General features: G+C 61.5%; 28 protein-coding genes and 1 pseudogene. 18 read left to right on the top strand and 11 right to left on the bottom strand.

Annotated features, from left to right (window positions below; genetic code table 11):
* Positions 1-43 precede the first annotated feature (43 nt).
* Positions 44-1,090 (top strand): NAD(P)-dependent alcohol dehydrogenase, encoded by a 1,047-nt coding sequence (locus N2599_RS06335; RefSeq protein WP_027508914.1) that lies wholly within the window; start codon positions 44-46, stop codon positions 1,088-1,090.
* Positions 1,091-1,121: 31 nt separating this feature from the next.
* Here the strand turns inward: N2599_RS06335 and N2599_RS06330 are convergent, their stop codons facing one another.
* Both N2599_RS06330 and N2599_RS06325 read right to left on the bottom strand, forming a co-directional pair.
* Positions 1,122-2,387 carry an NAD(P)/FAD-dependent oxidoreductase gene (locus tag N2599_RS06330; RefSeq protein ID WP_027508913.1) on the bottom strand — a complete coding sequence of 422 codons (1,266 nt, stop codon included), beginning with the start codon at positions 2,385-2,387 and terminating at the stop codon, positions 1,122-1,124.
* A gap of 90 nt (positions 2,388-2,477) precedes the next feature.
* Positions 2,478-2,942, bottom strand: a complete 465-nt coding sequence (locus N2599_RS06325) for an Lrp/AsnC family transcriptional regulator (protein ID WP_027508912.1) — start codon at positions 2,940-2,942, stop codon at positions 2,478-2,480.
* A gap of 159 nt (positions 2,943-3,101) precedes the next feature.
* On the opposite strand from N2599_RS06325, the gene N2599_RS06320 reads away from it, so the two are divergent.
* The 4 genes from N2599_RS06320 to N2599_RS06305 all read left to right on the top strand — a co-directional run bounded on the left by N2599_RS06320 (position 3,102) and on the right by N2599_RS06305 (position 6,772).
* Positions 3,102-3,821 carry an aspartate/glutamate racemase family protein gene (locus N2599_RS06320; RefSeq protein ID WP_027508911.1) on the top strand — a complete coding sequence of 240 codons (720 nt, stop codon included), beginning with the start codon at positions 3,102-3,104 and terminating at the stop codon, positions 3,819-3,821.
* A gap of 65 nt (positions 3,822-3,886) precedes the next feature.
* The gene (locus N2599_RS06315; protein ID WP_027508910.1) at positions 3,887-4,804 is read left to right on the top strand and encodes a bifunctional helix-turn-helix transcriptional regulator/GNAT family N-acetyltransferase; all 918 of its coding nucleotides are present in this window, start codon (positions 3,887-3,889) and stop codon (positions 4,802-4,804) included.
* A 61-nt stretch (positions 4,805-4,865) separates the two neighbouring features.
* Positions 4,866-5,483, top strand: a complete 618-nt coding sequence (locus tag N2599_RS06310; RefSeq protein WP_027508909.1) for a TetR/AcrR family transcriptional regulator — start codon at positions 4,866-4,868, stop codon at positions 5,481-5,483.
* An 80-nt stretch (positions 5,484-5,563) separates the two neighbouring features.
* The gene (locus N2599_RS06305) at positions 5,564-6,772 is read left to right on the top strand and encodes an MFS transporter (protein ID WP_027508908.1); all 1,209 of its coding nucleotides are present in this window, start codon (positions 5,564-5,566) and stop codon (positions 6,770-6,772) included.
* Between the two features lie 8 nt (positions 6,773-6,780).
* On the opposite strand, the gene N2599_RS06300 is transcribed toward N2599_RS06305, so the two are convergent.
* Positions 6,781-7,200 (bottom strand): winged helix-turn-helix transcriptional regulator, encoded by a 420-nt coding sequence (locus N2599_RS06300; protein WP_027508907.1) that lies wholly within the window; start codon positions 7,198-7,200, stop codon positions 6,781-6,783.
* Positions 7,201-7,312: 112 nt separating this feature from the next.
* On the opposite strand from N2599_RS06300, the gene N2599_RS06295 reads away from it, so the two are divergent.
* A complete protein-coding gene (locus N2599_RS06295; RefSeq protein ID WP_027508906.1) occupies positions 7,313-8,200 on the top strand; it encodes an SDR family oxidoreductase in 888 nt (295 codons plus the stop codon).
* Positions 8,201-8,445: 245 nt separating this feature from the next.
* Here N2599_RS06295 and N2599_RS06290 read toward each other — a convergent pair whose 3' ends face one another.
* The gene (locus tag N2599_RS06290) at positions 8,446-9,198 is read right to left on the bottom strand and encodes a pyridoxine 5'-phosphate synthase (RefSeq protein WP_027508905.1); all 753 of its coding nucleotides are present in this window, start codon (positions 9,196-9,198) and stop codon (positions 8,446-8,448) included.
* Positions 9,199-9,584: 386 nt separating this feature from the next.
* Between N2599_RS06290 and N2599_RS06285 the strand changes: the two genes are divergently transcribed.
* A complete protein-coding gene (locus N2599_RS06285) occupies positions 9,585-10,274 on the top strand; it encodes a MerR family transcriptional regulator (protein WP_027508904.1) in 690 nt (229 codons plus the stop codon).
* Positions 10,275-10,308: 34 nt separating this feature from the next.
* On the opposite strand, the gene N2599_RS06280 is transcribed toward N2599_RS06285, so the two are convergent.
* Positions 10,309-11,436, bottom strand: a complete 1,128-nt coding sequence (locus tag N2599_RS06280) for an ATP-dependent DNA helicase (RefSeq protein WP_027508903.1) — start codon at positions 11,434-11,436, stop codon at positions 10,309-10,311.
* Between the two features lie 170 nt (positions 11,437-11,606).
* Between N2599_RS06280 and N2599_RS06275 the strand changes: the two genes are divergently transcribed.
* The gene (locus N2599_RS06275) at positions 11,607-12,176 is read left to right on the top strand and encodes a DUF922 domain-containing Zn-dependent protease (RefSeq protein WP_037141237.1); all 570 of its coding nucleotides are present in this window, start codon (positions 11,607-11,609) and stop codon (positions 12,174-12,176) included.
* Here the strand turns inward: N2599_RS06275 and N2599_RS06270 are convergent.
* Complete coding sequence (locus N2599_RS06270) at positions 12,154-13,752, bottom strand: ABC-F family ATP-binding cassette domain-containing protein (RefSeq protein WP_027508901.1); 1,599 nt, start codon at positions 13,750-13,752, stop codon at positions 12,154-12,156. The genes N2599_RS06275 and N2599_RS06270 overlap by 23 nt on opposite strands.
* Between N2599_RS06270 and N2599_RS06265 the strand changes: the two genes are divergently transcribed.
* The 4 genes from N2599_RS06265 to N2599_RS06250 all read left to right on the top strand — a co-directional run bounded on the left by N2599_RS06265 (position 13,739) and on the right by N2599_RS06250 (position 15,696).
* Complete coding sequence (locus N2599_RS06265) at positions 13,739-13,945, top strand: hypothetical protein (RefSeq protein ID WP_084606397.1); 207 nt, start codon at positions 13,739-13,741, stop codon at positions 13,943-13,945. The genes N2599_RS06270 and N2599_RS06265 overlap by 14 nt on opposite strands.
* A 65-nt stretch (positions 13,946-14,010) precedes the next feature.
* Complete coding sequence (locus N2599_RS06260) at positions 14,011-14,391, top strand: COG4315 family predicted lipoprotein (protein WP_027508900.1); 381 nt, start codon at positions 14,011-14,013, stop codon at positions 14,389-14,391.
* A gap of 10 nt (positions 14,392-14,401) precedes the next feature.
* The gene (locus tag N2599_RS06255) at positions 14,402-14,917 is read left to right on the top strand and encodes an RNA polymerase sigma factor (RefSeq protein ID WP_027508899.1); all 516 of its coding nucleotides are present in this window, start codon (positions 14,402-14,404) and stop codon (positions 14,915-14,917) included.
* Positions 14,914-15,696, top strand: a complete 783-nt coding sequence (locus N2599_RS06250; RefSeq protein ID WP_027508898.1) for an anti-sigma factor family protein — start codon at positions 14,914-14,916, stop codon at positions 15,694-15,696. The genes N2599_RS06255 and N2599_RS06250 overlap by 4 nt, the downstream gene beginning before the upstream one ends.
* A gap of 3 nt (positions 15,697-15,699) precedes the next feature.
* On the opposite strand, the gene N2599_RS06245 is transcribed toward N2599_RS06250, so the two are convergent.
* The 3 genes from N2599_RS06245 to nthA are packed head-to-tail and all read right to left on the bottom strand — an operon-like array spanning position 15,700 to position 17,346.
* Positions 15,700-16,071 carry a nitrile hydratase accessory protein gene (locus N2599_RS06245; RefSeq protein WP_027508897.1) on the bottom strand — a complete coding sequence of 124 codons (372 nt, stop codon included), beginning with the start codon at positions 16,069-16,071 and terminating at the stop codon, positions 15,700-15,702.
* On the bottom strand, positions 16,058-16,717 hold the full coding sequence (gene nthB, locus N2599_RS06240; protein ID WP_027508896.1) for a nitrile hydratase subunit beta: 660 nt from the start codon (positions 16,715-16,717) through the stop codon (positions 16,058-16,060). Before nthB ends, N2599_RS06245 begins: the two co-directional genes overlap by 14 nt.
* On the bottom strand, positions 16,714-17,346 hold the full coding sequence (nthA, locus tag N2599_RS06235) for a nitrile hydratase subunit alpha (protein WP_027508895.1): 633 nt from the start codon (positions 17,344-17,346) through the stop codon (positions 16,714-16,716). The genes nthB and nthA overlap by 4 nt, the downstream gene beginning before the upstream one ends.
* 98 nt (positions 17,347-17,444) lie before the next feature.
* Here nthA and N2599_RS06230 point away from each other — a divergent pair, with 98 nt between their 5' ends.
* The 5 genes and pseudogenes from N2599_RS06230 to N2599_RS06210 all read left to right on the top strand — a co-directional run bounded on the left by N2599_RS06230 (position 17,445) and on the right by N2599_RS06210 (position 19,540).
* The gene (locus N2599_RS06230; RefSeq protein WP_245209215.1) at positions 17,445-17,615 is read left to right on the top strand and encodes an NAD-dependent epimerase/dehydratase family protein; all 171 of its coding nucleotides are present in this window, start codon (positions 17,445-17,447) and stop codon (positions 17,613-17,615) included.
* Positions 17,572-18,513 (top strand): annotated as a pseudogene (locus N2599_RS37590) (DoxX-like family protein); the annotation flags it as partial. The gene N2599_RS06230 and the pseudogene N2599_RS37590, both read left to right, overlap by 44 nt.
* Positions 18,504-18,653, top strand: coding sequence for a DoxX-like family protein (locus N2599_RS06220; protein WP_245209214.1), 150 nt, complete (start codon positions 18,504-18,506; stop codon positions 18,651-18,653). The pseudogene N2599_RS37590 and the gene N2599_RS06220, both read left to right, overlap by 10 nt.
* Positions 18,653-19,144, top strand: a complete 492-nt coding sequence (locus N2599_RS06215; protein ID WP_027508894.1) for a DUF2269 family protein — start codon at positions 18,653-18,655, stop codon at positions 19,142-19,144. The genes N2599_RS06220 and N2599_RS06215 overlap by 1 nt, the downstream gene beginning before the upstream one ends.
* A gap of 153 nt (positions 19,145-19,297) precedes the next feature.
* Positions 19,298-19,540 (top strand): hypothetical protein, encoded by a 243-nt coding sequence (locus N2599_RS06210; RefSeq protein WP_037141234.1) that lies wholly within the window; start codon positions 19,298-19,300, stop codon positions 19,538-19,540.
* 58 nt (positions 19,541-19,598) lie between these two features.
* Here the strand turns inward: N2599_RS06210 and N2599_RS06205 are convergent, their stop codons facing one another.
* The gene (locus N2599_RS06205; RefSeq protein ID WP_027508893.1) at positions 19,599-20,192 is read right to left on the bottom strand and encodes a LysE family translocator; all 594 of its coding nucleotides are present in this window, start codon (positions 20,190-20,192) and stop codon (positions 19,599-19,601) included.
* A gap of 160 nt (positions 20,193-20,352) precedes the next feature.
* Between N2599_RS06205 and N2599_RS06200 the strand changes: the two genes are divergently transcribed.
* The gene (locus tag N2599_RS06200) at positions 20,353-21,201 is read left to right on the top strand and encodes an aldo/keto reductase (RefSeq protein ID WP_027508892.1); all 849 of its coding nucleotides are present in this window, start codon (positions 20,353-20,355) and stop codon (positions 21,199-21,201) included.
* A 27-nt stretch (positions 21,202-21,228) separates the two neighbouring features.
* On the opposite strand, the gene ilvN is transcribed toward N2599_RS06200, so the two are convergent.
* Positions 21,229-21,801 carry an acetolactate synthase small subunit gene (gene ilvN / locus N2599_RS06195; protein ID WP_027508891.1) on the bottom strand — a complete coding sequence of 191 codons (573 nt, stop codon included), beginning with the start codon at positions 21,799-21,801 and terminating at the stop codon, positions 21,229-21,231.
* Positions 21,802-21,811: the final 10 nt, after the last annotated feature.

The raw sequence follows: 21,811 nt of genomic DNA, 5'->3' as shown, positions 1-21,811 counted from the left end.
GCATAGTTCGGCCGTCCAATTCTCACATCAAAGGAAGTTTCAGATGGCTATTGCAAAAGGCTATGCCGCGACCGATGCGTCGAAACCGCTGACGCCCCTCACCTTCGAGCGCCGCGAGCCGAATGACGACGATGTCGTTATCTCGGTTCAGTATTGCGGCGTCTGCCATTCGGATATCCACCAAGCCCGCAACGAATGGGGCAATTCGCGTTACCCGATGGTCCCGGGCCATGAAGTTGCCGGCGTGGTGTCCGCTGTCGGCTCAAAGGTCACGAAGTTCAAGGTCGGCGATCGCGTCGGCGTTGGCTGCTTCGTCAATTCCTGCATCGGCTGCGCTACACGCGACCTCGACTACGAACATTTCCTGCCAGGTCTCACCCAGACCTACAACGACGTTGAAGCAGACGGCGAAACGCCAACCTATGGCGGTTATTCCGACTCGATCGTCGTCAAGGAAGGCTATGTCCTCTCCTTCCCGGACAACATCCCGCTCGACTCGGGCGCGCCGCTGCTTTGCGCCGGCATCACGCTCTATTCGCCGCTGCGTCACTGGAAGGCCGGTCCCGGCAAGAAGGTCGCAATCGTCGGCATGGGTGGGCTCGGCCACATGGGCGTCAAGCTCGGCGCCGCCATGGGTGCCGATATCACCGTGCTCAGCCAGACGTTGTCAAAGAAGGAAGACGGCCTGCGGCTCGGCGCCAAGGAATATTACGCCACGAGCGATGCCGAGACCTTCACCAAGCTCGCCGGCACCTTCGACCTGATCATCAACACGGTCGGCACGGCGATTGACTGGAACGCCTACCTCAACCTTCTGAAGTTCGATGGCTCCATGGTGCTTGTCGGCGTTCCGGAACATGCCGTTCCTGTCCATGCCTTCTCCATCATCGCCGGCCGCAAGAGCCTTTCCGGCTCGATGATCGGCTCGATCAAGGAAACGCAGGAAATGCTCGACTTCTGCGGTGAGCACAACATCGTCTCCGAAATCGAGAAGATCGCGATCCAGGACATCAACGAAGCTTACGAACGTGTCATCAAAAGCGATGTGCGCTATCGCTTCGTCATCGACATCGCCTCGCTGGCGGCCTGACAACAGGCAGGCGGCTCACCGAGCCGCCTGCCTATTTCTCTTCCCGCATGGTTTCCCTCTGAGTGATCAGCCGCGCGCTGTGCTGGCCGCTGAGATAGATCCAGAGCCAGCTCCAGGCGACGGCAAAGCGCGAGCGCGTGCCGATCAGGAAGTAGATGTGGGCGATGCCCCATATCCACCAAGCGATCCACCCTTTGAGCTTGATCCTGCCGAAATCGATAATCGCGGCACTTTGGCCGATCGTGGCAAGGCTACCCTGATGCCAGTAGCGAAAAGGCCCCGGCGTAGGCTTGTTCTGCAGCCGCGCGCGGATGACCTTCGCAACGTAAGCGCCCTGCTGCTTGGCGGCGGGCGCGATCCCGGGCACCGGCTTGCCGTTTTCCCGAACGACGGACGCCGTATCGCCGATGACGAAGACATCCGGCAATCCCGGCGCGCTCAGGTTCTTTTCGACGATAGCCCGGCCTGCCCGGTCGGCTGGTATATCCAGCCATTTCGCCGCCGGCGACGCCTCCACGCCCGCCGCCCAAACAATCGTCCGGCTCGGGATGAATTTCTCGCCGACCTTTACGCCCTCTGAGGTGCAGTCCGTCACGAATTCGCCGAGATGAACCTCGACGCCGAGTTTTTCGAGCGCCTGCTGTGCATAGGCCGAAAGCTCCTCGGCGAAGCTCGCAAGCACCCGCGGCCCCGCTTCGATCAGCACGATTTTCGCATTGCGCGTATCGATGTTGCGAAATTCCCGCGGCAGAGTCTTGCGCGCCAGCTCGGCGATGATGCCTGCAAGCTCGACGCCGGTCGGTCCCGCTCCGACGATCGCGAACGTCAGAAGCGCATCGCGCGCGACCGGGTCGGTTTCGGTCTCCGCGCGCTCGAAGGCCAGGAGCACGCGTCGGCGGATCGTCGTCGCGTCTTCCAATGTCTTCAGACCAGGAGCAACGGGCGCCCAGTCGTCGCGCCCGAAATAGGCATGCGTTGCGCCGGTGGCCAGAACGAGCGTGTCATAACCTAACGTCATTCCGCTGCGTAATGCCACTTGCTTTGTCGAGGTGTCGACGCCGGTGACTTCACCGAGCAGCGTCGTGACGTCGGGCCGATCGCTGTAGAGATGGCGGATAGGCCACGCAATCTCCGAGGTGGACAGGATCGTCGTCGCGACCTGATAGAGCAGCGGCTGGAAGAGATGGTGGTTGCGGCGATCGACCAGTGTGATCTTCGCCCCCGCGCCCTTGAGCCCGTTGACGAACTGCAGCCCGCCAAAACCGCCGCCGACAACGACGACACGATGATCGCTCATGACATAGCCCTCTTCGCCATTTCGCTGTCGCAAATGTCACGCTTTACGGGCAGGTTTCAACTGCCGGTTCGGCATGGCTGCCCTGCAGTCTCAGTCGGCATAGCTGACCGGGATCGCTGTGCCGCCTTTGAGCAGTTCCATGGAGATCGACGCCGCGACCTCGAACAGCTCGACCTTGCGGACGATCTGCTTGTAGATGACGTCGTAATGCTCGACGCGTGGCAGCACGATCTTCAGGATGTAATCCTGATTGCCCGTCAGCCGATGGGCTTCGACGATTTCCGGAATGCCGCTGATAGCCTTGCGGAACGTCTCGATCCATTCATCGGAATGATGCGCCGTCTTAATCAGCGCAAAGACCGTGGTCGGCACGCCCATCTTTTCGCGGTCGAGCACGACGACGCGCCGGGCGATGTGGCCGCTTTCCTCGAGGCGCTGGATACGACGCGAACAGGCCGATACCGAAAGCGCGACACGCTCGGCGAGATCGCTGACGGAAATGCCGGCCTCCGCCTGGAGAAGGTCGAGAATCTTTTTGTCACGATCATCAAGCATTGCCGTCTTTCATATTGGCGCCGATTTTTTGCACGATACAGAGAAAATGCGCAAATTTCTAGATCGAGGCTGCAAAGTCGGTCAAAGAATGCAAAGATTCGGCGCGAAGACTGATGCATGCTTTGCGCAGATAGAAATCTGAACAGCAGGAGCGCGAAAATGCAAACAATCGGCTTAATCGGCGGCATGAGCTTTGAAAGCTCTGTGGTCTATTATCGTCTGGCGAACGAGATGGTGCGCGAACGCCTGGGCGGCCTCGCATCGGCCGAACTCGTCATGCACTCCGTCAATTTCGAAGAGATCGTCGCCATGCAGAAGGCGGGCGACTGGAACGCCGCTGCCGCGCGCCTCGGCGATGTCGCGCTTCGCCTGCAGGCCGCCGGTGCCAGTTGCATCCTGATCTGCACCAACACCATGCACCTGATCGCCGATCAGGTCGCATCCCGGCTCTCTGTTCCGCTGATCCATATCATCGACGAGACGGCGAAGTCGCTGAAGGCTGCCGGGCGCAAACGTCCGCTGCTGCTCGCAACGCGCTACACGATGGAGCATGGCTTTTACGCGGATCGCATGAAAAGCCTGGGCGTCGACGTGAGGGTTCCGGATGCAGACGACCGCACCATTATTCATGACATTATCTTCAACGAGCTTTGCGCCGGAAAAGTGCTCGACAGTTCTCAGGCAAAGCTGATGGAGATCATCGAACGCGAACGCGCAAATGGCGCAGACAGCATCATCCTCGGCTGCACCGAGATCTGCCTCATTCTCGATCCAAACAGGCTGCCCCTGCCTGGCTTCGACACCACGGCGATCCACGCAAAGGCCGCTGTCGACTTTTCAATCGGTGAAGTGCCGAGCGAGAAAACAGAAGCTGCGTAACGTGCAGTTTACTTGACTCAGTCAACTAAATACAGGACAAAATCTCCTAATAGGAGGTTTTGTCCATGTATGATTCTGCTCTCATCGACGCTGCCCGCGACTTCAACCGCTTCTACACCAACTTCCTCGGCGTGCTGAACAAGGCCTACCTCGACACGCCCTTCACGCTGACGGATGCACGGGTGCTTTTCGAGATCGGCTCGCATGACGGCATCAGCGCCGTCACGCTGGTGCGCGATCTGCATCTGGACCCCGCTTACCTCAGCCGCATTCTGAAGCGCTTCCGCAGCGAAGGGCTGATCGAGACGAAGGCCGATCCTGCCGACCTGCGCAGCCAGACCATCAGTGTCACCGGCAAGGGATACGAGCAGTTCCGGGAACTCGGCCACCGCGCGAATGCGCAGATTGCCGAGCGTTTCGAGGCGCTTGCCCTTGGCGAGCGGCAAAGCGTCGTCAGCGCCATGCAGACTATCCGCTCGCTGCTCGACCCAAACATAAAGCCGAACCCACCGATCATCCGCGCACACCGGCCCGGCGACATCGGCTGGATCGTCCAGAGCCAGGGCAAGGCCTATGCCGAGGAATATGGCTGGGACATGCGCTTCGAGGGCCTCGTCGCCGAGGTCGCCGGCAAGTTTCTGGCGGACTTCGACCCGGCGATGGAATATTGCTGGATCGCCGAGCGCAATGGAATCAACGTCGGCTCGATCCTCGTCACGAACGGTGGCGACGGCATTGCCAAGCTCCGCCTCCTCTATGTCGACAAAGCCGCACGCGGCTCGGGGCTTGGCAGGATGCTGGTCGACGAGTGCATCCGCTTTGCAAAGGCAAAAGGTTACCGGCAGATATCGCTCTGGACGAACGACGTCCTGCACGCCGCACGCGGCATCTACGTGAAGGCCGGATTCCGACTTGTCTCCGAGGAGAGACACGGGATGTTTGGCCCGGAGGAAACCGGCCAGACCTGGGTTCTCGATCTCTGATTTCGCCGCTTCGCAAAGTTTCGCTTGATTTGGAAACGATCATTTCCTAATTAGGTGAGCCATGACGACAGCGATCCTCGACGACAAAAGCCGACCCCGCGGCAGGCCGCGTGAATTCGACATGGATGCAGCACTCGACGAGGCGCTCTGCGTCTTTTCCGAACGCGGCTATCATGCAGCTTCCATCAGCGAATTGACCGACGCGATGGAGTTGACCTCCGGCAGCGTCTACAAGGCCTTCAAGGACAAGCGCGGCATCTTTCTGGCTGCCTTTGACCGGTACCGCGCCGTGCGCCGCAGCTTGCTTGATGAGCGCCTGGACAAGGCGGAGAGCGGGCGCGACAAGATTTACGAGCTCCTGCGCTTTTACGCCGCGTCATCGCACGGCGACATCGGCCGCCGCGGCTGCCTCGTCGTCGGCAGCGCCAACGAGCTTGCGATCTTCGACGGGGAAGCGGCAGAGCGCGTCGCCGGTGCCTTCGCGGCCAACGAAGCGTTGCTGCTGGACCTCATCCGTCTCGGCCAGTCCGACGGCTCTATCCCGGAAACGCTCGATGCGGCGACAACGGCCCGCGCCCTGCTCTGCCTCACGCAAGGCATGCGCGTCGCCGGCAAGACCGGCCGCCGCGAGGAAGACATGACAGCCGTCGCGGACGCCGCGATGAAACTTCTCGCCTGAAACGCTTCGCCCGCAAGAAGCGGGTGGCGCAGAACGACTTCAAGACCGATCCTCCCCAATTCCGCATATCGGAGTTTTTCATGAGCATTTCAACCGCAACGAATGAGACCGCCGTGCCCCGGACGATCTCACCTTTGATGACGTTTCTTTTTGCGGCCGCCTGCGGCCTTGTCGCCGCCAATCTCTATTATGGGCAGCCGCTGGCCGGTCCGATCAGCGCCGATCTCGGTTTTACGCCGGCGGCCACCGGCCTGATCGTCACGCTGACGCAGATCGGCTACGGCATCGGCCTGCTTCTCATCGTGCCGCTCGGCGATCTGCTCGAAAACCGCCGCCTCGCGCTGATGCTGATCCTGGTATCGGCCGCCGCACTCATCGGTGCAGCACTTTCCTCAACGCCCGCCCTGTTCCTGCTGGCCTCGCTCTCCATCGGCCTCTCCTCGGTCGCGGTGCAAGTTCTGGTGCCTTTCGCCGCCCATATGGCGCCGGATGCGATGCGCGGTCGCGTCGTCGGCAACGTCATGAGCGGTCTTCTCTGCGGCATCATGCTGGCTCGCCCCTTTGCGAGCTTCGTCGCCGAAGCCTCGTCGTGGCACATGGTCTATTACATCACGGCGGCCGTCATGGTCGGGTTGGTCCTCATCCTGCGCGCAAATCTGCCAGTTCGCGTCCCGCATACGAAGCTCGGCTACGGCGCCCTGCTCGCCTCGATGCTCCACCTTGCAGTGACGTCGCGCATCCTGCAGCGCCGCGCGCTCTATCAGGCAGGCATGTTCGGTGCCTTCAGCCTGTTCTGGACGACGACGCCGCTGCTGCTTGCAAGCCCGGCTTTCGGCCTCTCCCAGAACGGCATCGCGCTCTTTGCGCTTGCCGGAGCTTCCGGCGCCATCGCCTCGCCGATCGCTGGACGCCTCGCCGACCGTGGCCTGACGCAGGTTGCCTCGGCCTTTGCGATGCTGATCGGCATGGGGGCCTTCGTCATCAGCCACTTCGCGGGCGACGGTTCGCTGACCGCGCTCGTCCTGCTGACGGCGGCGGCGATCCTTCTGGATTTCGGCGTGACAACCAATATGGTCTGCGGCCAGCGCTCGATCTACGCGATCAGTGCTGACCATCGCAGCCGCTTGAACGGTCTCTATATGGCGACGTTCTTTGCCGGCGGCGCTCTCGGCTCGGCGCTCGGCGGCTGGGCCTATGCGGCCGGGGGATGGACGATGACAGCCTGGATCGGCTTCTGCTTTCCGGCTTTTGCCTTCCTGCTCTTCCTTACCGAGGGGCGCGGCAAGTAAGCCGCATCTCAGCCTCCGGCGGCATCGAAGCGGGCGCGGGCGCCGCGAACGGCATCATGGTTCGCTTCCGCCCAGTTCAGAAGCAGCGCCAGCGTGGCGTAAAGCGAGCGCCCGAGCTCGGTGACCCGGTATTCGACGCTCGGCGGCTTCGTCGGAAATACCTCCCGCTCGATATAGCCCTCGCGCTGCAGGTCACGCAGCGTCTGCGTCAGCATCCTCTGCGAGATATCCGGTATCTTCCGCCGCAGCTCGCCGAAGCGGTAGGGCCGCGCGGCAAGCGCCTCCAAAAGCAGCGTCGACCACTTGCCGCCGATCTGCTGCATCATGTCCCTGACCGGGCAATTGTTAAAATCGAGACTGCCGAGATCGATCTCCCGGCGGATACCGGGGGCCGGCTTGCTCTTCAGATTGACGACAGCGCTCATAATGGGCTGGTTCCCTTTTGGTAACGTAGAGCGGAAAAACTGCCTTCTTTACAGCGCGAAGTCAATTCCTATTTTAGAGCTGCTCTCTTTTTGAGACTACCATAGAGGAAGACCTATGAGCGAAACGATTCTCGTCACCGGCGCCGCCGGCCAACTTGGCCAGCGCGTCATTCATCACCTGCTCGAAACGTACAAGGTTCCGGCCGGAAGCATCGTCGCCGCCACCCGCGATCCGGCGAAACTTGCTGCGCTCGCCACAAGGGGCGTCGCCACCCGCAAGGCCGACTTCGACGATGCGGCAAGCCTCGAAGCCGCCTTCAAGGGCGTCGATCGGCTGCTCATCATCAGCACCGACGCGCTCGCCGTTCCCGGCCAGCGCCTGACGCAGCACAAGGCCGCCGTGGAGGCTGCCGCCAAGGCCGGCGTGAAGCACATCGCCTATACCTCGATGCCCTCGCCGGACAAGTCGGTCGTCACTTTCGCACCGGATCACCTCGGCACCGAAAACGCCATCAAGGCAGCCGGCATTCCCTACACGATCATCCGCAACGCCTGGTATTTCGACAATTATCTACACGGCATGCCGCATAACCTGCAGTCCGGCAGCTGGTACACGGCAAGCGGCGACGGCAAGATTTCCAACATCTCCCGCGAAGACTGCGCATTGGCGATCGCCGCCGCCCTCGCCTCCGGCACGAGCGAAAGCGCGACCTACACGCTAACGGGCAGCGAATCGCTGACGGCCGACGAGATCGCCACCGGCATCGCTGCTGCTGTCGGAAAGCCCTTACAGGCCGTCAAAGTCAGCGACGAGCAGCTCGGCCAGGGTATGCGGGGCGCGGGGCTTCCCGATTTCGTCGCCGACATGCTGGTCTCCGCAGATGCCAACATCCGCGCCGGCAACTTCGATCTCGTCACGGACGACTTCAAGACGCTGACCGGCAAGCAGACGCAGAAGCTCAAGGACTTCTTCGTTGCAAACAAGGCGGCGCTGCTGGCGTAGGCCGCTTGCACTCAGGAGGCTGGCGCACCGGGACAAAGAGCACGTCGCCGCCTCTTGAGCCGCTGCGCCTTCAAACACTCCGTCATGCTTGGGCTTGACCCGAGCATCCACTCTTGCATCGGCGAGTAGCAACTTGGATCCTCGGCTCAAGACCGAGGATTCCGGCGGAGGGCTTAGGGACCGAAGAACCGGCCCTGCGGTGGCGGGTTTATCGCCGATCCGCATCTACCGAAAATCCGATAGCCTCAAGCCTTCTGCCCGCAGGCCCGGCAGAACCGCCGCACCGTTTCCGCCATGCCGTATTCCAGCGCATCGGCCGTCAGGCCGTGGCCGATCGAAACTTCTGCAAGTTTCGGGATGCGCGCCACGAGCGGCGGCAGGTTGGCGACAGTCAGGTCATGGCCGGCGTTGACGCCCAGGCCGATCGCAAGGGCTGCGTCCGCCGTCTTGCCGAGCGCTTCGAGAATGGGACCTGCCCGCTCCGGCGCGTCGTGACAGCCGCCATAGGGGCCAGTGTAAAGCTCGATCCGGTCCGCCCCCACCGCCTTGGCGATCTTAACCGCCTCGGCATCGCCGTCGCCATCGGCAAACAGCGAAACGCGGGCTCCCATCTTCTTCAGCCGTGCGACGACGTCCGTGAGGAAGGCCTGGTGTTTGCGGAAATCCCAGCCGTGATCGGATGTCGCCTGCGACGGATCATCGGGCACGAGGGTCACCTGCTCGGGTGCGGCATCCTTGCAGAGCTCGAGGAATTCCCCCGTCGGATAGCCCTCGATATTGAACTCTGCTTCCGGAAACTCGTCGTCGATCAGGTTGCGGATCACCGGCAGGTCAGAGAATCGGATATGCCGCTGGTCCGGCCGCGGATGGACGGTCAGCCCGCTGGCACCTGACTGCAAGGCGATGCGCCCCAGCCCTTCCACGCTCGGCCAAGGCAGATCGCGCCTGTTGCGCAGCATGGCGATGGCGTTGAGGTTCACGGAAAGCGTCGTCGGCATGTCGATGATCCATTCGATATGGGTAAAGCGTGAGCTGCTTTTATGCCAACGAACCCGCCGAGGCCAACGAGATTCGCATATGGCTGCATGCAAATCTGTGATGGACGCCTCACCAGCGATTCAGTGCGCCTGCTGCCAATCTGGCTAACGTCACGCCGGATATCAAGTTTTCGAATGCTGCGCGTTGCTATCCTATTTAAGAACGATTATTTTTAGCACTTACAAAAATGCCCATTCACGCATAACGTGAGAATAAGTATCGAGTAAGTACGCCGCGTACTGCTTCTTCCCGACGACAAGAACGCCTCGAGGAAACACCACTCCGCAGCGCCTTCGAAGCAACTGGCAAACCGCATGAGGTGCAACTATTTGCTCCAGGAGGGTTCATGCCAGACGGTGCCAAACGTGCCGCCGGTAAAGCTTCGGAAAGCCGGTCCAAGTCCAGATACCGGTTCCTACCATCTGCAGCACTACCGCCGGATTTGCCTGAGGGACCGGTGCCAATCGCCGAAATGGCGAACGCATTCGGGGTCACGCACAGGACACTACATTTCTACGAAGAGAAAGGACTGCTCTCGGCAAACCGCATCGGCCTGATGCGCGTTTACGGCGAAGACGACGTGATGCGCATGGCCGTCATCAACATCTGCCGCGAGGCAGGGATGCCGATCGCCGTCATTCAGGAACTGATGGGCGATTTGGGCCGCGCTGCCTCACAGGAGGAAGCCGAGGCAATATTCCAGGAGGCGCTCGCCGTCCGCAAGCGCGAGCTAACGGCGGAAATGTCGACACTGCACCGTCAGCTACAGCAGGTCAGCGACCTGCTCGACCCCGACGCCAGCAGCGAGATACCGTCGCTGAACGACAACGAGGATCAATCCACTCTTTCGGATAAGGAATTGCGCTGCCTCTCTTTGATGGCCGAGGGCTTCTCGACGCAGCGCATCGCCCGGTCGCTTGACCTGAAGCATGACGAAGCACAGGCGCTCGAAGCCGACATCATCTTGAAGTTCCGCGCAAACAACCGCTTCCAGGCGATCGCCAAGGCGGTGCTTCTCGGCATCGTCAAGATTTGACGCTCCGGCAACGGCCGCCACCGTTTCCGCAGCGTCACCGCACGATTGTCAACGTTTCCGCCGCGCGGGTAATCGCCGTGTAAAGCCAGCGTTCGCGGGTATCGCGAAAGGCCCAGCTTTCATCGAAGAGCACAACATTATTCCACTGCGAGCCCTGCGCCTTGTGCACGGTCAGAGCATAGCCGAAATCGAATTCGTCGTAGCGCTTGCGCGTGTTCCACGGGATTTCGCCTTCGACATCCTCGAAAGCCTGCTTCAGCAGCTTGATCTTGGCCGCGCCGCGATCCATGTCGTCGTCTTCCGGCCGCACGAGCAGGTTGATACCCGGCTTCGTCGTCTCCTTCGACGACGTCATCACCTGCCAGAGCGAGCCGTTGAGCAGCCCCTTGGCGGGGTCGTTGCGCAGGCAGACGAGCTTGTCGCCAGTCTGTGGATAATCCGCCGTGAAGCCCTTCAACTCGCGCAGCCGCTGGTTATAGCGCCGCCGCGTGCGGTTGGTGCCGACGAGCACCTGGTCGGCGTCGAGCACCAGCGCCTGGTTGACCTCGTTCTTCGAGATCACCTGGGCGGTGCCGTAGTCGCCATGCATGATTTCGTTGCCCTCGCGCACCTGCATGGCAAGCTTAATGATTGGATTGTCACGCGCCTGCCGGTGGATGTCCGTCAGCAGGTAATCCGGCTCCTGATTGGTGAAGAAGCCGCCGCCCGAAACCGGCGGCAGCTGGCCGGGGTCGCCGAGCACCAGGATCGGCGTGCCGAAACTCATGAGATCCTTGCCGAGCGCCTCGTCCACCATAGAGCATTCGTCGACGATGATCAGCGCAGCCTTGGCGACCGGGCTCTGCCGGTTGATGGAAAACATCGGCGCGATCGAGGTCTTGCCGGTCTGCTCGTCCTCGACCGCCTCTTCGCCGCGCGGACGGTAGATCAGCGAATGGATCGTCTTGGCGTTGCTCGCCCCGCGCGAACGCAACACCTGCGCTGCCTTGCCGGTGAAGGCGGCAAACAGCACGTCGCCGTCGACATTCTCCGCAAAATGCTTGGCGAGCGTCGTCTTGCCCGTTCCGGCATAGCCGAACAGACGGAAGAGCGGCGACCGGCCCTCCTTCAGCCATTTCGAAACGGCCTTCAGGGCTTCGTCCTGTTGCGGAGCAAATTGCATGCGAGCGACTTGGCAGGATTCGCGGCCGCGAAGCAAGGCGGAAAAGTGCGCCAGCAGGTAGCTGCCGCGCGATTGCCTGCTCTCAGCCGCTTGAACGCAGGTTTTGCGCCCTTTAGTGTCGCCGCGTTGCCTGAGGGATTCGCGTGAGAAGAAGCATTCAACTCTGCCTGATGATGTTGGCTGTGCCGGTGCCCGCTGCCGCCCAGGCGGAATGGCTGGCCGTCGAACAGGCCAGGCCCTACGCCATCACCGGCAAATCGGGCGCCGAGCTCTACGCATCGATCGGCGAACATGGCCCGAAGGCCGGCATCGGACGCGTGATCGCGCATACTACCTTCAAGCTCACCTGGACCAGGAAGTACGAGCCGCAGCCGGACAAATCCTGCAAGCTGACGGTGGCGCGGCCGAAACTGATCATCACGTACACGCTGCCGAAGCCTTCGACGCAGCTACCGCCTGCGACCAAGGTGAGTTGGGAGAGCTTCATTACAGGCGTCGAGACCCACGAGCGCTGGCACGGCGAAACCATCAAGCATATGGTCAAGGCGATCGAGGCCTACAGCCTTGGCCTCACCGCCGCCGACGATCCGGAGTGCAGCAAGATCCGCGTCGTGCTGACGAAACGCCTCGGCGAACTCTCCGGTTACCAGCGCCAGCAGGGCCGCGATTTCGACAAGGTCGAGATGGGCCAAGGCGGCAATATCCAGCAGCTCATCCTCAAGCTGGTGAATGGCCCGTAGGCAATTCCAGTCTGCGCGTAATCCCAATGCCGTCCAGAAAGACGTCATCGTGACTGACGACCAGTAGCGCGCCGTCATAGGCACGCAATCCGCTTTCGACCGCAGCGATCGAATCGATGTCGAGATGATTGGTCGGTTCGTCGAGGATCAGGAGCGAGGGTGGTTTCGGTCCGCCCAGAACGCACGCCAAGCCGGCCCGCAGCAGCTGGCCGCCGCTGAGCGTCGATACGATCTGGAGCGCCGCATCGGCCCTGAACATGAAGCGGGCGAGCGCCGACCGGCAGGCATTTTCCGCCGCGCGCGGGTTTATCCGCAGAAAATTGTCGCGAATCGAGATCGACGGATCGAGCAGGCTCACCTGCTGGTCGAGCATTGCGAACTTGGTCATGACTGAAACCGTCCCGGTCCATGGCTTCAACTCCCCGGTGGCAAGGGCCAGCAATGTCGTCTTGCCCGAACCGTTTGGGCCGGTAACGGCGATGCGCTCCGGTCCAACGATCTCGAAGGACAGATCGCTAAGGACCGCATCGGCAGGCCGATAGCCTGCCGTCGCGGAGTCCATCTTCAGGACAACCTTGTTGGCAGGCAGTCCAGCCGGCGGCAGCGTCACCGAAAAAGGCTGCAGGATTTCGATCTTCTCGTGCGCGGCGGCGGCGTCTTCAAGCGCCTGGGTACGCCTGCGTTCGGCAAGCCGGGCGTTGTCGCCGCGTGTTGCTTCGCTACGCCGTTTCAATGCGCCGGCGACGATGCGCGGCATGTCACCCTTGGCTGCCTTCTTCCGGCCGGCGCGATCCCTGCGCGCTTGCCGTTCGGCTGTCGCTTGCGCGCTTCGCTCAACCTCGGCCACACGCTTCTCAGCGTCGGCGAGATCATGCTGCGCTGCAGCCAGCTCGACAGCCTTGCGCTCCCGGTACTGGCTCCAGTTGCCGCCGTAACGGGTCGCACCGAGCGTCGTCAACTCGACGATCGCGTCCATGGTTTCGAGCAGTTCCCGGTCATGGCTAACGGCGATGGCTCCCGCCCGCCAGTTTGCGAGCAGGTCGATGACGGCTCGGCGTCCATCGCGGTCGAGATTATTGGTCGGCTCGTCGAGGATGAGAAAATCGGGCTCGATGAAGATCAGTGCGGCAAGTCTCGCCCGCGTGCGCTGTCCGCCCGATAGCGCGGCAAGACGTGTTCCGGCCTCAGCATCGATCCCGGTGCGATCGAGAGCGGAGGCCATGCGTGCTTCCAGCGTCCAGTCGGCAGACGCAAGCTCTTCGACCGTCGCTTCGCCCACCTCGGCCCGCCGAAGGACGGCGAGCGCCCCGGTCACGCCGAAGAGATCGCCAACCGTTTCGTCGGCCTCCACCTGGACGCTTTGGCGCAGCACGCCCAGGCTACCGCCCAAAGCTATCGTCCCGGACTGAAGCTGGAGTTCGCCGGAGATCAACTTGAGAAGCGTCGTCTTGCCAACGCCGTTGCGGCCGACAAGACCTGCGCGGTCCGTGCCGAAGTTCAGATCGAGATTTGAGAAAAGCGGCCGGCCGTCAGGCGTGGACCACGACAGATTGGAGACAGTGATGGATGCAGGCATGGATATGACGTTCCCCGGTGGCAAGGCGAATTGGCGTTGCGATCGGGTTGAAATCCATTGCTGCACACATCCTGTTGAAATGATCGATTGCCGGCAATTTAAGCGACGAATGTTTCTGGTTCAAGGCGGGCAAGTCGCCATCGGGCGCAAACGAGGCATTCATTTCAAAAATTTCACCCTCTGCATGGAATAAAATCACCGCTCCCCGTGTCTCATCTCCGGCAGCGAAAAGCCTGCCGAACGTGAGGAGAGACCCGCATGAAATCCGCAAAATTCTTGATCGCTTTCGCCGTCGCATCCGCTGCGGCAACGGCTGCATTCGCGGCAGAGCCGGTGATGACCGTCGAGACCGCCAAGGGCAAAGTGCTTGCCGGCGAAAACGGCATGACGCTCTACACCTTCAAGAAGGATACGAAGGGCGTTTCCAATTGCTACGACCAATGCGCCAAGAACTGGCCGCCGCTGAAGGCCGCTAGCGATGCGAAGGCCGATGGGGCATATTCGATCATCGATCGCAAGGATGGCACGAAGCAATGGGCCAAGGACGGCATGCCGCTCTATTTCTGGGTGAAGGATACCAAGAAGGGCGATATCACCGGCGATGGCGTGGGCGGCAATTGGGAGCTTGCCAAGCCCTGAGTGAACCGGCGTGAAGACACCCGCACCTGAAACATTCGAGGGCCAGATCCTGGCCCTCCTTCCCTCCCTCCGGCGCTATTCGCGAAGCCTCACCCGCTCCGACGCCGATGGCGAGGATCTGCTGCAGGACTGTGTCGAGAAAGTGCTTGCCCGCCGTTCGCAGTGGCGCGGCCTGAACCTGCGCGGCTGGGCACTGACCATCATGACCAATCTCTACCGCAACACGCGCCGCCAGACCCCGCCCGGCATGATGGTCGAGCTTGACAGTGCCGAGGTCCTGCCCTCGCCTGAGACGCCCGCCGACCCGCTGGAACGCTTGCGGCTGGAAGATGCGCTGAACAGCCTTTCGGAGGAGAACCGTGCCGTGCTGATGCTGGTGGTCATCGAAGGCTATACCTACAGCGAGGTGGCCGCCGCGCTCGACATACCCGTCGGCACCGTCATGTCACGCCTGTCGCGCGCCCGCCAGAGGCTTGGGGACCGAATGAAGGCTGACAATGTGATTACGCTTCGGAGACCGAAATGAACGAAACCAACCCGACCGTGCCCGAAGCGGATCTCCACGCCTATGCTGACGGGCAGTTGCCCGAAAGCGCCCGCGCCCGTGTCGAGACATGGCTGCAGGACAATCCCGAGGACGCCGCCAAGGTGACGGCATGGCAGGCACAGAATGCCGCGATCCGCGCGATGTTCGCGCCTTACGAAAAATCCAAGGAAAGCGACATCCTGCTAGTCACGCCGGAGAATGGCGCTTCCATTTGGGCAAGACGCTCGGCCATCGCCGCAGCCGCCGTTTTCCTCTTCGCGCTTGGCGCCCTTGCCGGTCATTACGGCCCTCCGCTCGTCCAGCAACCCGAGCTGAAGCTTGCCGCTTCCGAGACGCTGCCGGCAGAGGCACAGAACGCATTCCTGGTCTACGCAAGCGAGGTTCGCCACCCGGTCGAGGTCTTCGCCAACGAGGAGGCGCATCTGGCGACCTGGCTCGGCAAACGGCTGTCGATCCCGAACCTGAAGGTGCCGGACCTGCAGTCCCTCGGCTTCCGGCTCGTCGGCGGACGGCTGCTACCGGTGGATGGAAAGCCGGGCGCGATGTTCATGTACGAAAACCAGGCGGGCGAACGCCTGACCGCGCTGGTCGGCCGCAACAAGGCGAACCGGACGACGAGCTTCCGCTTCGCCTCCGCCGGCGGTGTCGAGACGTTCTACTGGATCGACGGCGAACTCGGTTATGCTGTCACCGGCGAGATTTCGCGCGACATGCTGCGGCAGGTGGCCGAGGAGTGCTACAAGCAGTTTCCGTCGTGACAATCAGCGCAGCGGATCGTTGGAAAGCTCGATCGGCTTTCCATGCGGCGTCGCTTCCGCGGCACGCTGCCAGCTCTCCTGCAGCAAATGGATGGCACCAGCATCGGCGATGCCCTTGCTAACAAGGAGCGAGGAAAGCGCTGCAACCCAGCAGTCGAAATAATCGCTGCCGTCGATTGCCCGGCCCGGCGTGCGCAGTTCGACCGAAAGCGTCTCCGCCCATTCGCTCCATGTGAAGAGACTGCGTTCGTGGAGGTGTACCGTCATTGCAAAAGCTGCAGCCGCCCAGGGCTCGGGAAAGACGGGCTCGCCATCGGCGGATTTTGGCAGTTCGGGCGATCGCGCCAGCGGCGAAGCCGTTTCACACAGGCTCAAGATAGCTCTCCCAGGCATCGATCGAAACCGTCAGCGAGGAATCGGCGCCCTCGCCCCAGATTTCCTTCCCGTCGAACACGACGGTATAGACCCATTGCGGAGTCTCGCCCTTGCCATGCGCATTGTCGTCCGGGAACACAAAGGAGCCCTGCACCGCCTCGATCACGCCGCTCCTGGCACGCGCATAGCGCGGCAACCGGGTATGCGTTTCCGGATTGAAATTCTTCGTCCGGACCTTGTCGCCGACGGCAAAGCGCGCAGCCGTTTCCACCGGACGGTCGCAAGCGCCTCCGCGCGCCAGAACGCTTGCAACCATATCCGCTTTCAGAACCCGTTTCGGCACCGCTCCGGCCGTCTGCTTGTGCCCGGCGTCGATCTCCGCAGCCGTTGCGAACCCGTGCCGCTCGAGCAGCACTTCCAGCGCCCGCATCCATATTTCATAATAGCTTGCAGAAAGATAATCAGGCGGCGGGATGTTCTCGCGCGCGTGCCGGCTCTCGTCGATCGTCCAGGCGCCGAAGGCACCGCAGGATAGCGTCAGGCCAAGCGCTCGTTTCTCCCATTCGGCATGGAAATACGGCTCGTCCTTTTCAGGCGCGACCGGCCCGAACCCCATCTGTCCGCCAAGATCGTGCGGCCCATTCATGCGACAACTCCCGGCGCGGAGGCAATTGCTGTTCCGATCATCGCATCGCGGCTGACGAGACCGGCAAGTTGCTGCTCGCTCAGACCTTCCGTTCCCTCGGGACGCTCGGGAATGACGAGATAGCGCAGCTCGGCCGTCGAATCCCAGACGCGGATTTTCTTCTCCGCCGGAAGCGTCAGGCCGAATTCGGCAAGCACGCCGCGCGGATCGATCACCACCCGCGCGCGATAGGCCGGCGCCTTGTACCAGACCGGCGGCAGGCCGAGCACCGACCATGGATAACAGGAGCAAAGCGTGCAGACGACGAGGTTATGGGTCTCCGGCGTATTGAAGACCGCGCGCATATGTTCGCCCTGCCGTCCGGCATAACCGAGGCTCGCGATCGCCGCCGTAGCATCGGTGTTCAGCCATTCGGCAAACGCGGCATCGCTCCAGGCCTTAGCAACGACATGGGCGCCGTTGCGCGGGCCGATCTTCGTCTCATAGGTCTCGACGATCGCATCGATCGCCGCCGGATCGATCAACCCCTTCTCCGTCAGCACCGTCTCCAGTGCTTTCACACGCGCCTGCATGTCGGAATAGCGGTTGTCGTGATGATGGTCGTGGTCGTGATCAGCATGATCGTGCAAGACGAGGCCCTCCGCGCATGAAACCTTATCTTAAGGCGCTTGGAGGCAACCCGCCAAGCCAATCTATGCGCCTTGCGGTTTTTCGATAATCTCGGCGCATGAACATTCTGATTCTCGGCGCAACAGGTTTCATCGGCTCCGCCGTCGCCGCCCGTCTGGTGGCAGATGGCCATGTCGTAAGCGGCCTTGCCCGCACTTCCGTCCAGGCCCGGACCAAATGGCCCGATGTCCGCTGGCTGCGCAGGCGCCTTGCAGGACGGCCTCTCTGACGATCTTGCCGCATCACAGGCAGATGCGATGCTCGCGCTCTATGCTGCGGCCAAGATATCGAACATCCGCCTCATCATCCAGATCTCAGCAAACACGAGTGGTCCAGTTGCCGATCTGCCGTTCCTCGCCACAAAACGCCGCGCCGATAATGCCCTTGCGTCAAGTGGTTTATCTTACGTCATTCTACGCCCGGCGCTCGTTCTCGGCCGCAATTCGCACGGCGGTTCAGCACTCTTACGAGCACTCGCGTCTCTGCCATTTGGGTTGCCGCTTATCCATTCCCAAAGCCCGGTCGAGACGATCGACATCAAGGATGTCGCTGCCGCCGTCAACGCAGCGGTCTCCGGCGAAATTGCCAGCGGAAGCGACGTCGCGCTCGCATCCGGAGAGACGTTAACGCTCTCCGACCTCGTGAAACTGCATCGGACGTGGCTGGGCCTTCCGCCCGCGCCCGTCATCCCCATCCCAACAGCGTTGGCAAAGCCCTTAACTTGGCTTGCCGATATCGCCGGACGCCTCGGCTGGCGCTCACCCTTGCGTTCGACCGCCATGGCCGTCATGTCCAAGGGCGTCACAAGCAGCGGAACGGTTCCGACCATCCCCAGCGGCTCGGCCGCGGCTACACTGGCAGCCAACCCGTCGGGCATTCAAGATCTGTGGTTCGCGCGCCTCTATCTGCTGAAGCCGCTGATGGTCGTATGCCTCGCACTGTTTTGGTTGCTATCCGGCATTATTCCGCTTCTGTCGCCAAAAGCGGCAAGTCAGCTTCTTCTACCCTTGATGCCGACCGCCGCGGCGATGGCACTCACCCTTTTCACCTGCGCCGTCGACATCGCGCTCGGTGCAGCACTCCTTTTCCGGCCATCGCCCGCAAAGCCCTCCTTGGCATGCTCGCTGTTGCTGTCGCTGTCGCCTATCTGGCCGGAGGTTCACTTCTGGAGCCCGAACTTTGGCTCGATCCGCTGGGACCGCTCGTCAAAGTCCTGCCGTCGTTGCTGCTGACGCTCGTCACCCTCGCCGTCCTGGATGAACGCTAATGCTTGCGCAATGTCTCCTGCTCGCCCACGTGATCGGCGCAACGGTCCTCTTCGGAACAGGTGCGAGCATCGCCTTCTTCATGGTCGCGGCGCACCGGACACGCGATCCAAAACTGATTGCGCATGTCGCGGGGACAGTAGTAGTTGCCGATACGCTCTTCACGGCCACGGCCGTCATTCTCCAGCCGGTGACAGGGTATCTGCTTGCCCGCATCGTCGGCTGGGATTTCAGTGAAGGCTGGATCGCGCTTTCCCTCCTGCTCTATGTCGTCACCGGCCGCTTCTGGCTGCCGGTCGTTTGGATACAGATCAGGCTTCGCGACCTGGCGCGGTGGGCAAGCACCAGCGGCGTTCCGCTTCCGGACGAATATTTCCGCCTCTACCGGATATGGTTCGCGTGCGGTTTCCCCGCATTCTTCGCCGTCGCCGGCATTCTCTGGCTGATGCTCAACAAGCCCTCGCTCGCATTAATCCAGCTGCCGCGGCGTTAGCTAAATTGCCGTACGTCATGTGGGATGCGATCAAGGTCAACCCTGCGATGGCGTAAACACCTGAAACAAAAGAGCTAATCCCTATGATCCCGAGGCCAAATCCGGTTTGCGTGATATCCTTCGCGGGCGTGCAAGCAGGGGAAAGGCATTGCGATGAACAGGATCATTCTTCCCGCATTCGCTGTCGCTACTGTTTTTGCTTCTTGGGCGACCGCCGGCGATTACCACAATCTAAAAGAGGGCGAGTACCAAATTCCCGGACATCCCTATAAGTCCGCGGAGAACTGTCCGCGCATCGCACCGGTCGGCGAGTTCGACCGCCGCTGCGACATCCCGCTCTTGGGCTACCGCAACTTTACCGACCCGACGATCATAGTGCAGTCCGGCGGGTTATGATCGAATCGGCGGACGACTGCTTTGGATCGTCCGCCTTCTCCGTCGAAGGATCTTCCCATTATTTCAACATCGGCCAGAGGCTAACCACCAAGAGCGCCGCCATGGTGACGTTGAACCATTTGAGCCGTACGGGGTCGGATAGCCATTCGCGCAATGCGGAGCCGAAACCGGCCCAAGTCGAAACACTCGGAACGTTGACCGCCGCAAAGGCCAAGCCAACGATCAGCACGCTTGCGACGTAAAGTTCTGGATTGGTGTAAGTCGCCATCGCCGTCACTGCCATAACCCAGGCCTTGGGATTGACCCATTGGAACGCGGCTGCCGCAACGAATGACATCGGCTTGACGCTTTCCATGCCCTCGCTCAGCGACCGTGACGTCGCGATCTTCCAGGCGATCCAGACAAGATAGATACCGCCCCCGAATTTCAACGCTGTATAAAGCGCGGGCACCGTATGCAGCAACGCGCCGAGCCCGAGGCCGACGCCGAGAAGCAGCGAGAAAAACCCAGCGCCAATGCCGAACATATGCGGGATCGTCCGGCGAAAGCCAAAATTCGCGCCCGATGCAAAAAGCATCATGTTGTTCGGCCCCGGCGTGATCGAGGTCGTGAAGGCAAAAAGAACGAGTGCCAGAAACGTATCCAGCGGCATGGAACCTCCCGCGGATCGTCATCAACCACGTCGATCCCTGTCAATCAGGCAGCTAACCGACCATTATTCCTTAAGCCAGATAATCATTGTCACAGTGACAGGATTGCTTGAAAGATGACGCGGCTGCGCAATCTTTGGAAGAAAAACGGAAGATTCGGCCATGCAAGACGACCCCATTCCCAAGATCACCTTTCCGAACGGCATCGAAGTCCCGTCCCTCGGCCAGGGCACCTGGAACATGGGAGAACGGGCGTCGGAAGCCGAGCGCGAAATCGCAAGCCTCAAGGCCGGCATCGAGCTCGGCATGACACTGATCGACACGGCCGAAATGTACGGCGAGGGCGACTCCGAACGCATCGTTGGCCGCGCCATCAAGGACCGGCGCGACGGGCTGTTCATCGTGACCAAGGTCTATCCGTGGAATGCCAGCCGCAGGGGGACGATCGAGGCCTGCGAGAGAAGCCTCTCCCGTCTGGGTGTCGACCAGATCGATCTCTACTTGCTGCATTGGCGCGGCGAACATCCGCTCGCCGACACGGTCGAGGCCTTCGAAGACCTGAAGGACGCCGGAAAGATCGGCGCCTGGGGCGTTTCGAATTTCGATATCGGCGACATGGAGGAACTGCTTACGGTCCCGGGCGGCAGGCTTGTCGCCGCCAACCAGGTTCTCTACAATCTCGCGCGCCGCGGCATCGAGTACGATCTACTGCCCTGGTGCCAGAAGCATGATATCCCGGTCATGGCTTATTCGCCGATCGAGCAGGGCCGCATCCTGCACAATCCCGAACTCATCCGCATCGCCAAGGCAAATCAGGCGACACCGGCGCAGGTTGCCCTCGCCTTTCTTCTCGAACGCGATGGCGTAATCGCCATCCCGAAGACATCGAATGCCGAACGCGCCGCCGAAAACCGCGATTGCGTATCGCTCGATATCAGCGACGAGGATTGGGCAGCCCTCGACGCCGCCTTCCCGCCGCCGACTCGCAAATCGGCGCTCGAAATGCTCTGAACAGGCGGCGGCGAGCCAGACGCCGGTTCACATTCCCTGCGGGCCGCGGTTCATGGCGGCGATGCCTGTGCGGCAGACTTCGATCAGGCCGAGCGGCTTCATGATCGCCACGAACTGATCGATGTTCGAGGACTTGCCGGTGATTTCCAGAATGAAATGCTCGACGGTCGCATCGACTACCTTGGCATGGAAGGCATCGGCAAGACGCAACGTCTCGGCGCGGGTTTCGCCGGTCCCGACCACCTTGACGAGCGCCACTTCCCGTTCAATCGGCCGCTCCTGCCCGAGTTCGCGGGCGCGCACCGTCAGATCCACGACGCGATGCACCGGCACGATGCGCTCGAGTTGCGCCTTGATCTGCTCCAGCACATGCGGCGTACCGCGCGTCACGATGGTGATGCGCGACAGATGCGCCTGATGCTCAGTTTCGGAGACCGTTAGACTTTCGATGTTGTAGCCCCGGCCGGAGAACAGGCCGATGACGCGGGCAAGGACGCCTGGCTCGTTATCGACGAGGATCGAAAGGGTATGGTTCTCGGCGGCTGCGGTTTCCTGCGAGATGAAGTAGGCGGAGCCTGTCGGCTGTAGATGTGCGTTCATTGTCTTGGCT

Source organism: Rhizobium sullae (assembly GCF_025200715.1).
GTDB lineage: Bacteria > Pseudomonadota > Alphaproteobacteria > Rhizobiales > Rhizobiaceae > Rhizobium > Rhizobium sullae.
The sequence above is the reverse complement of the archived record's forward strand: the minus strand, read 5'-3'. Positions and strand labels throughout refer to the sequence as shown.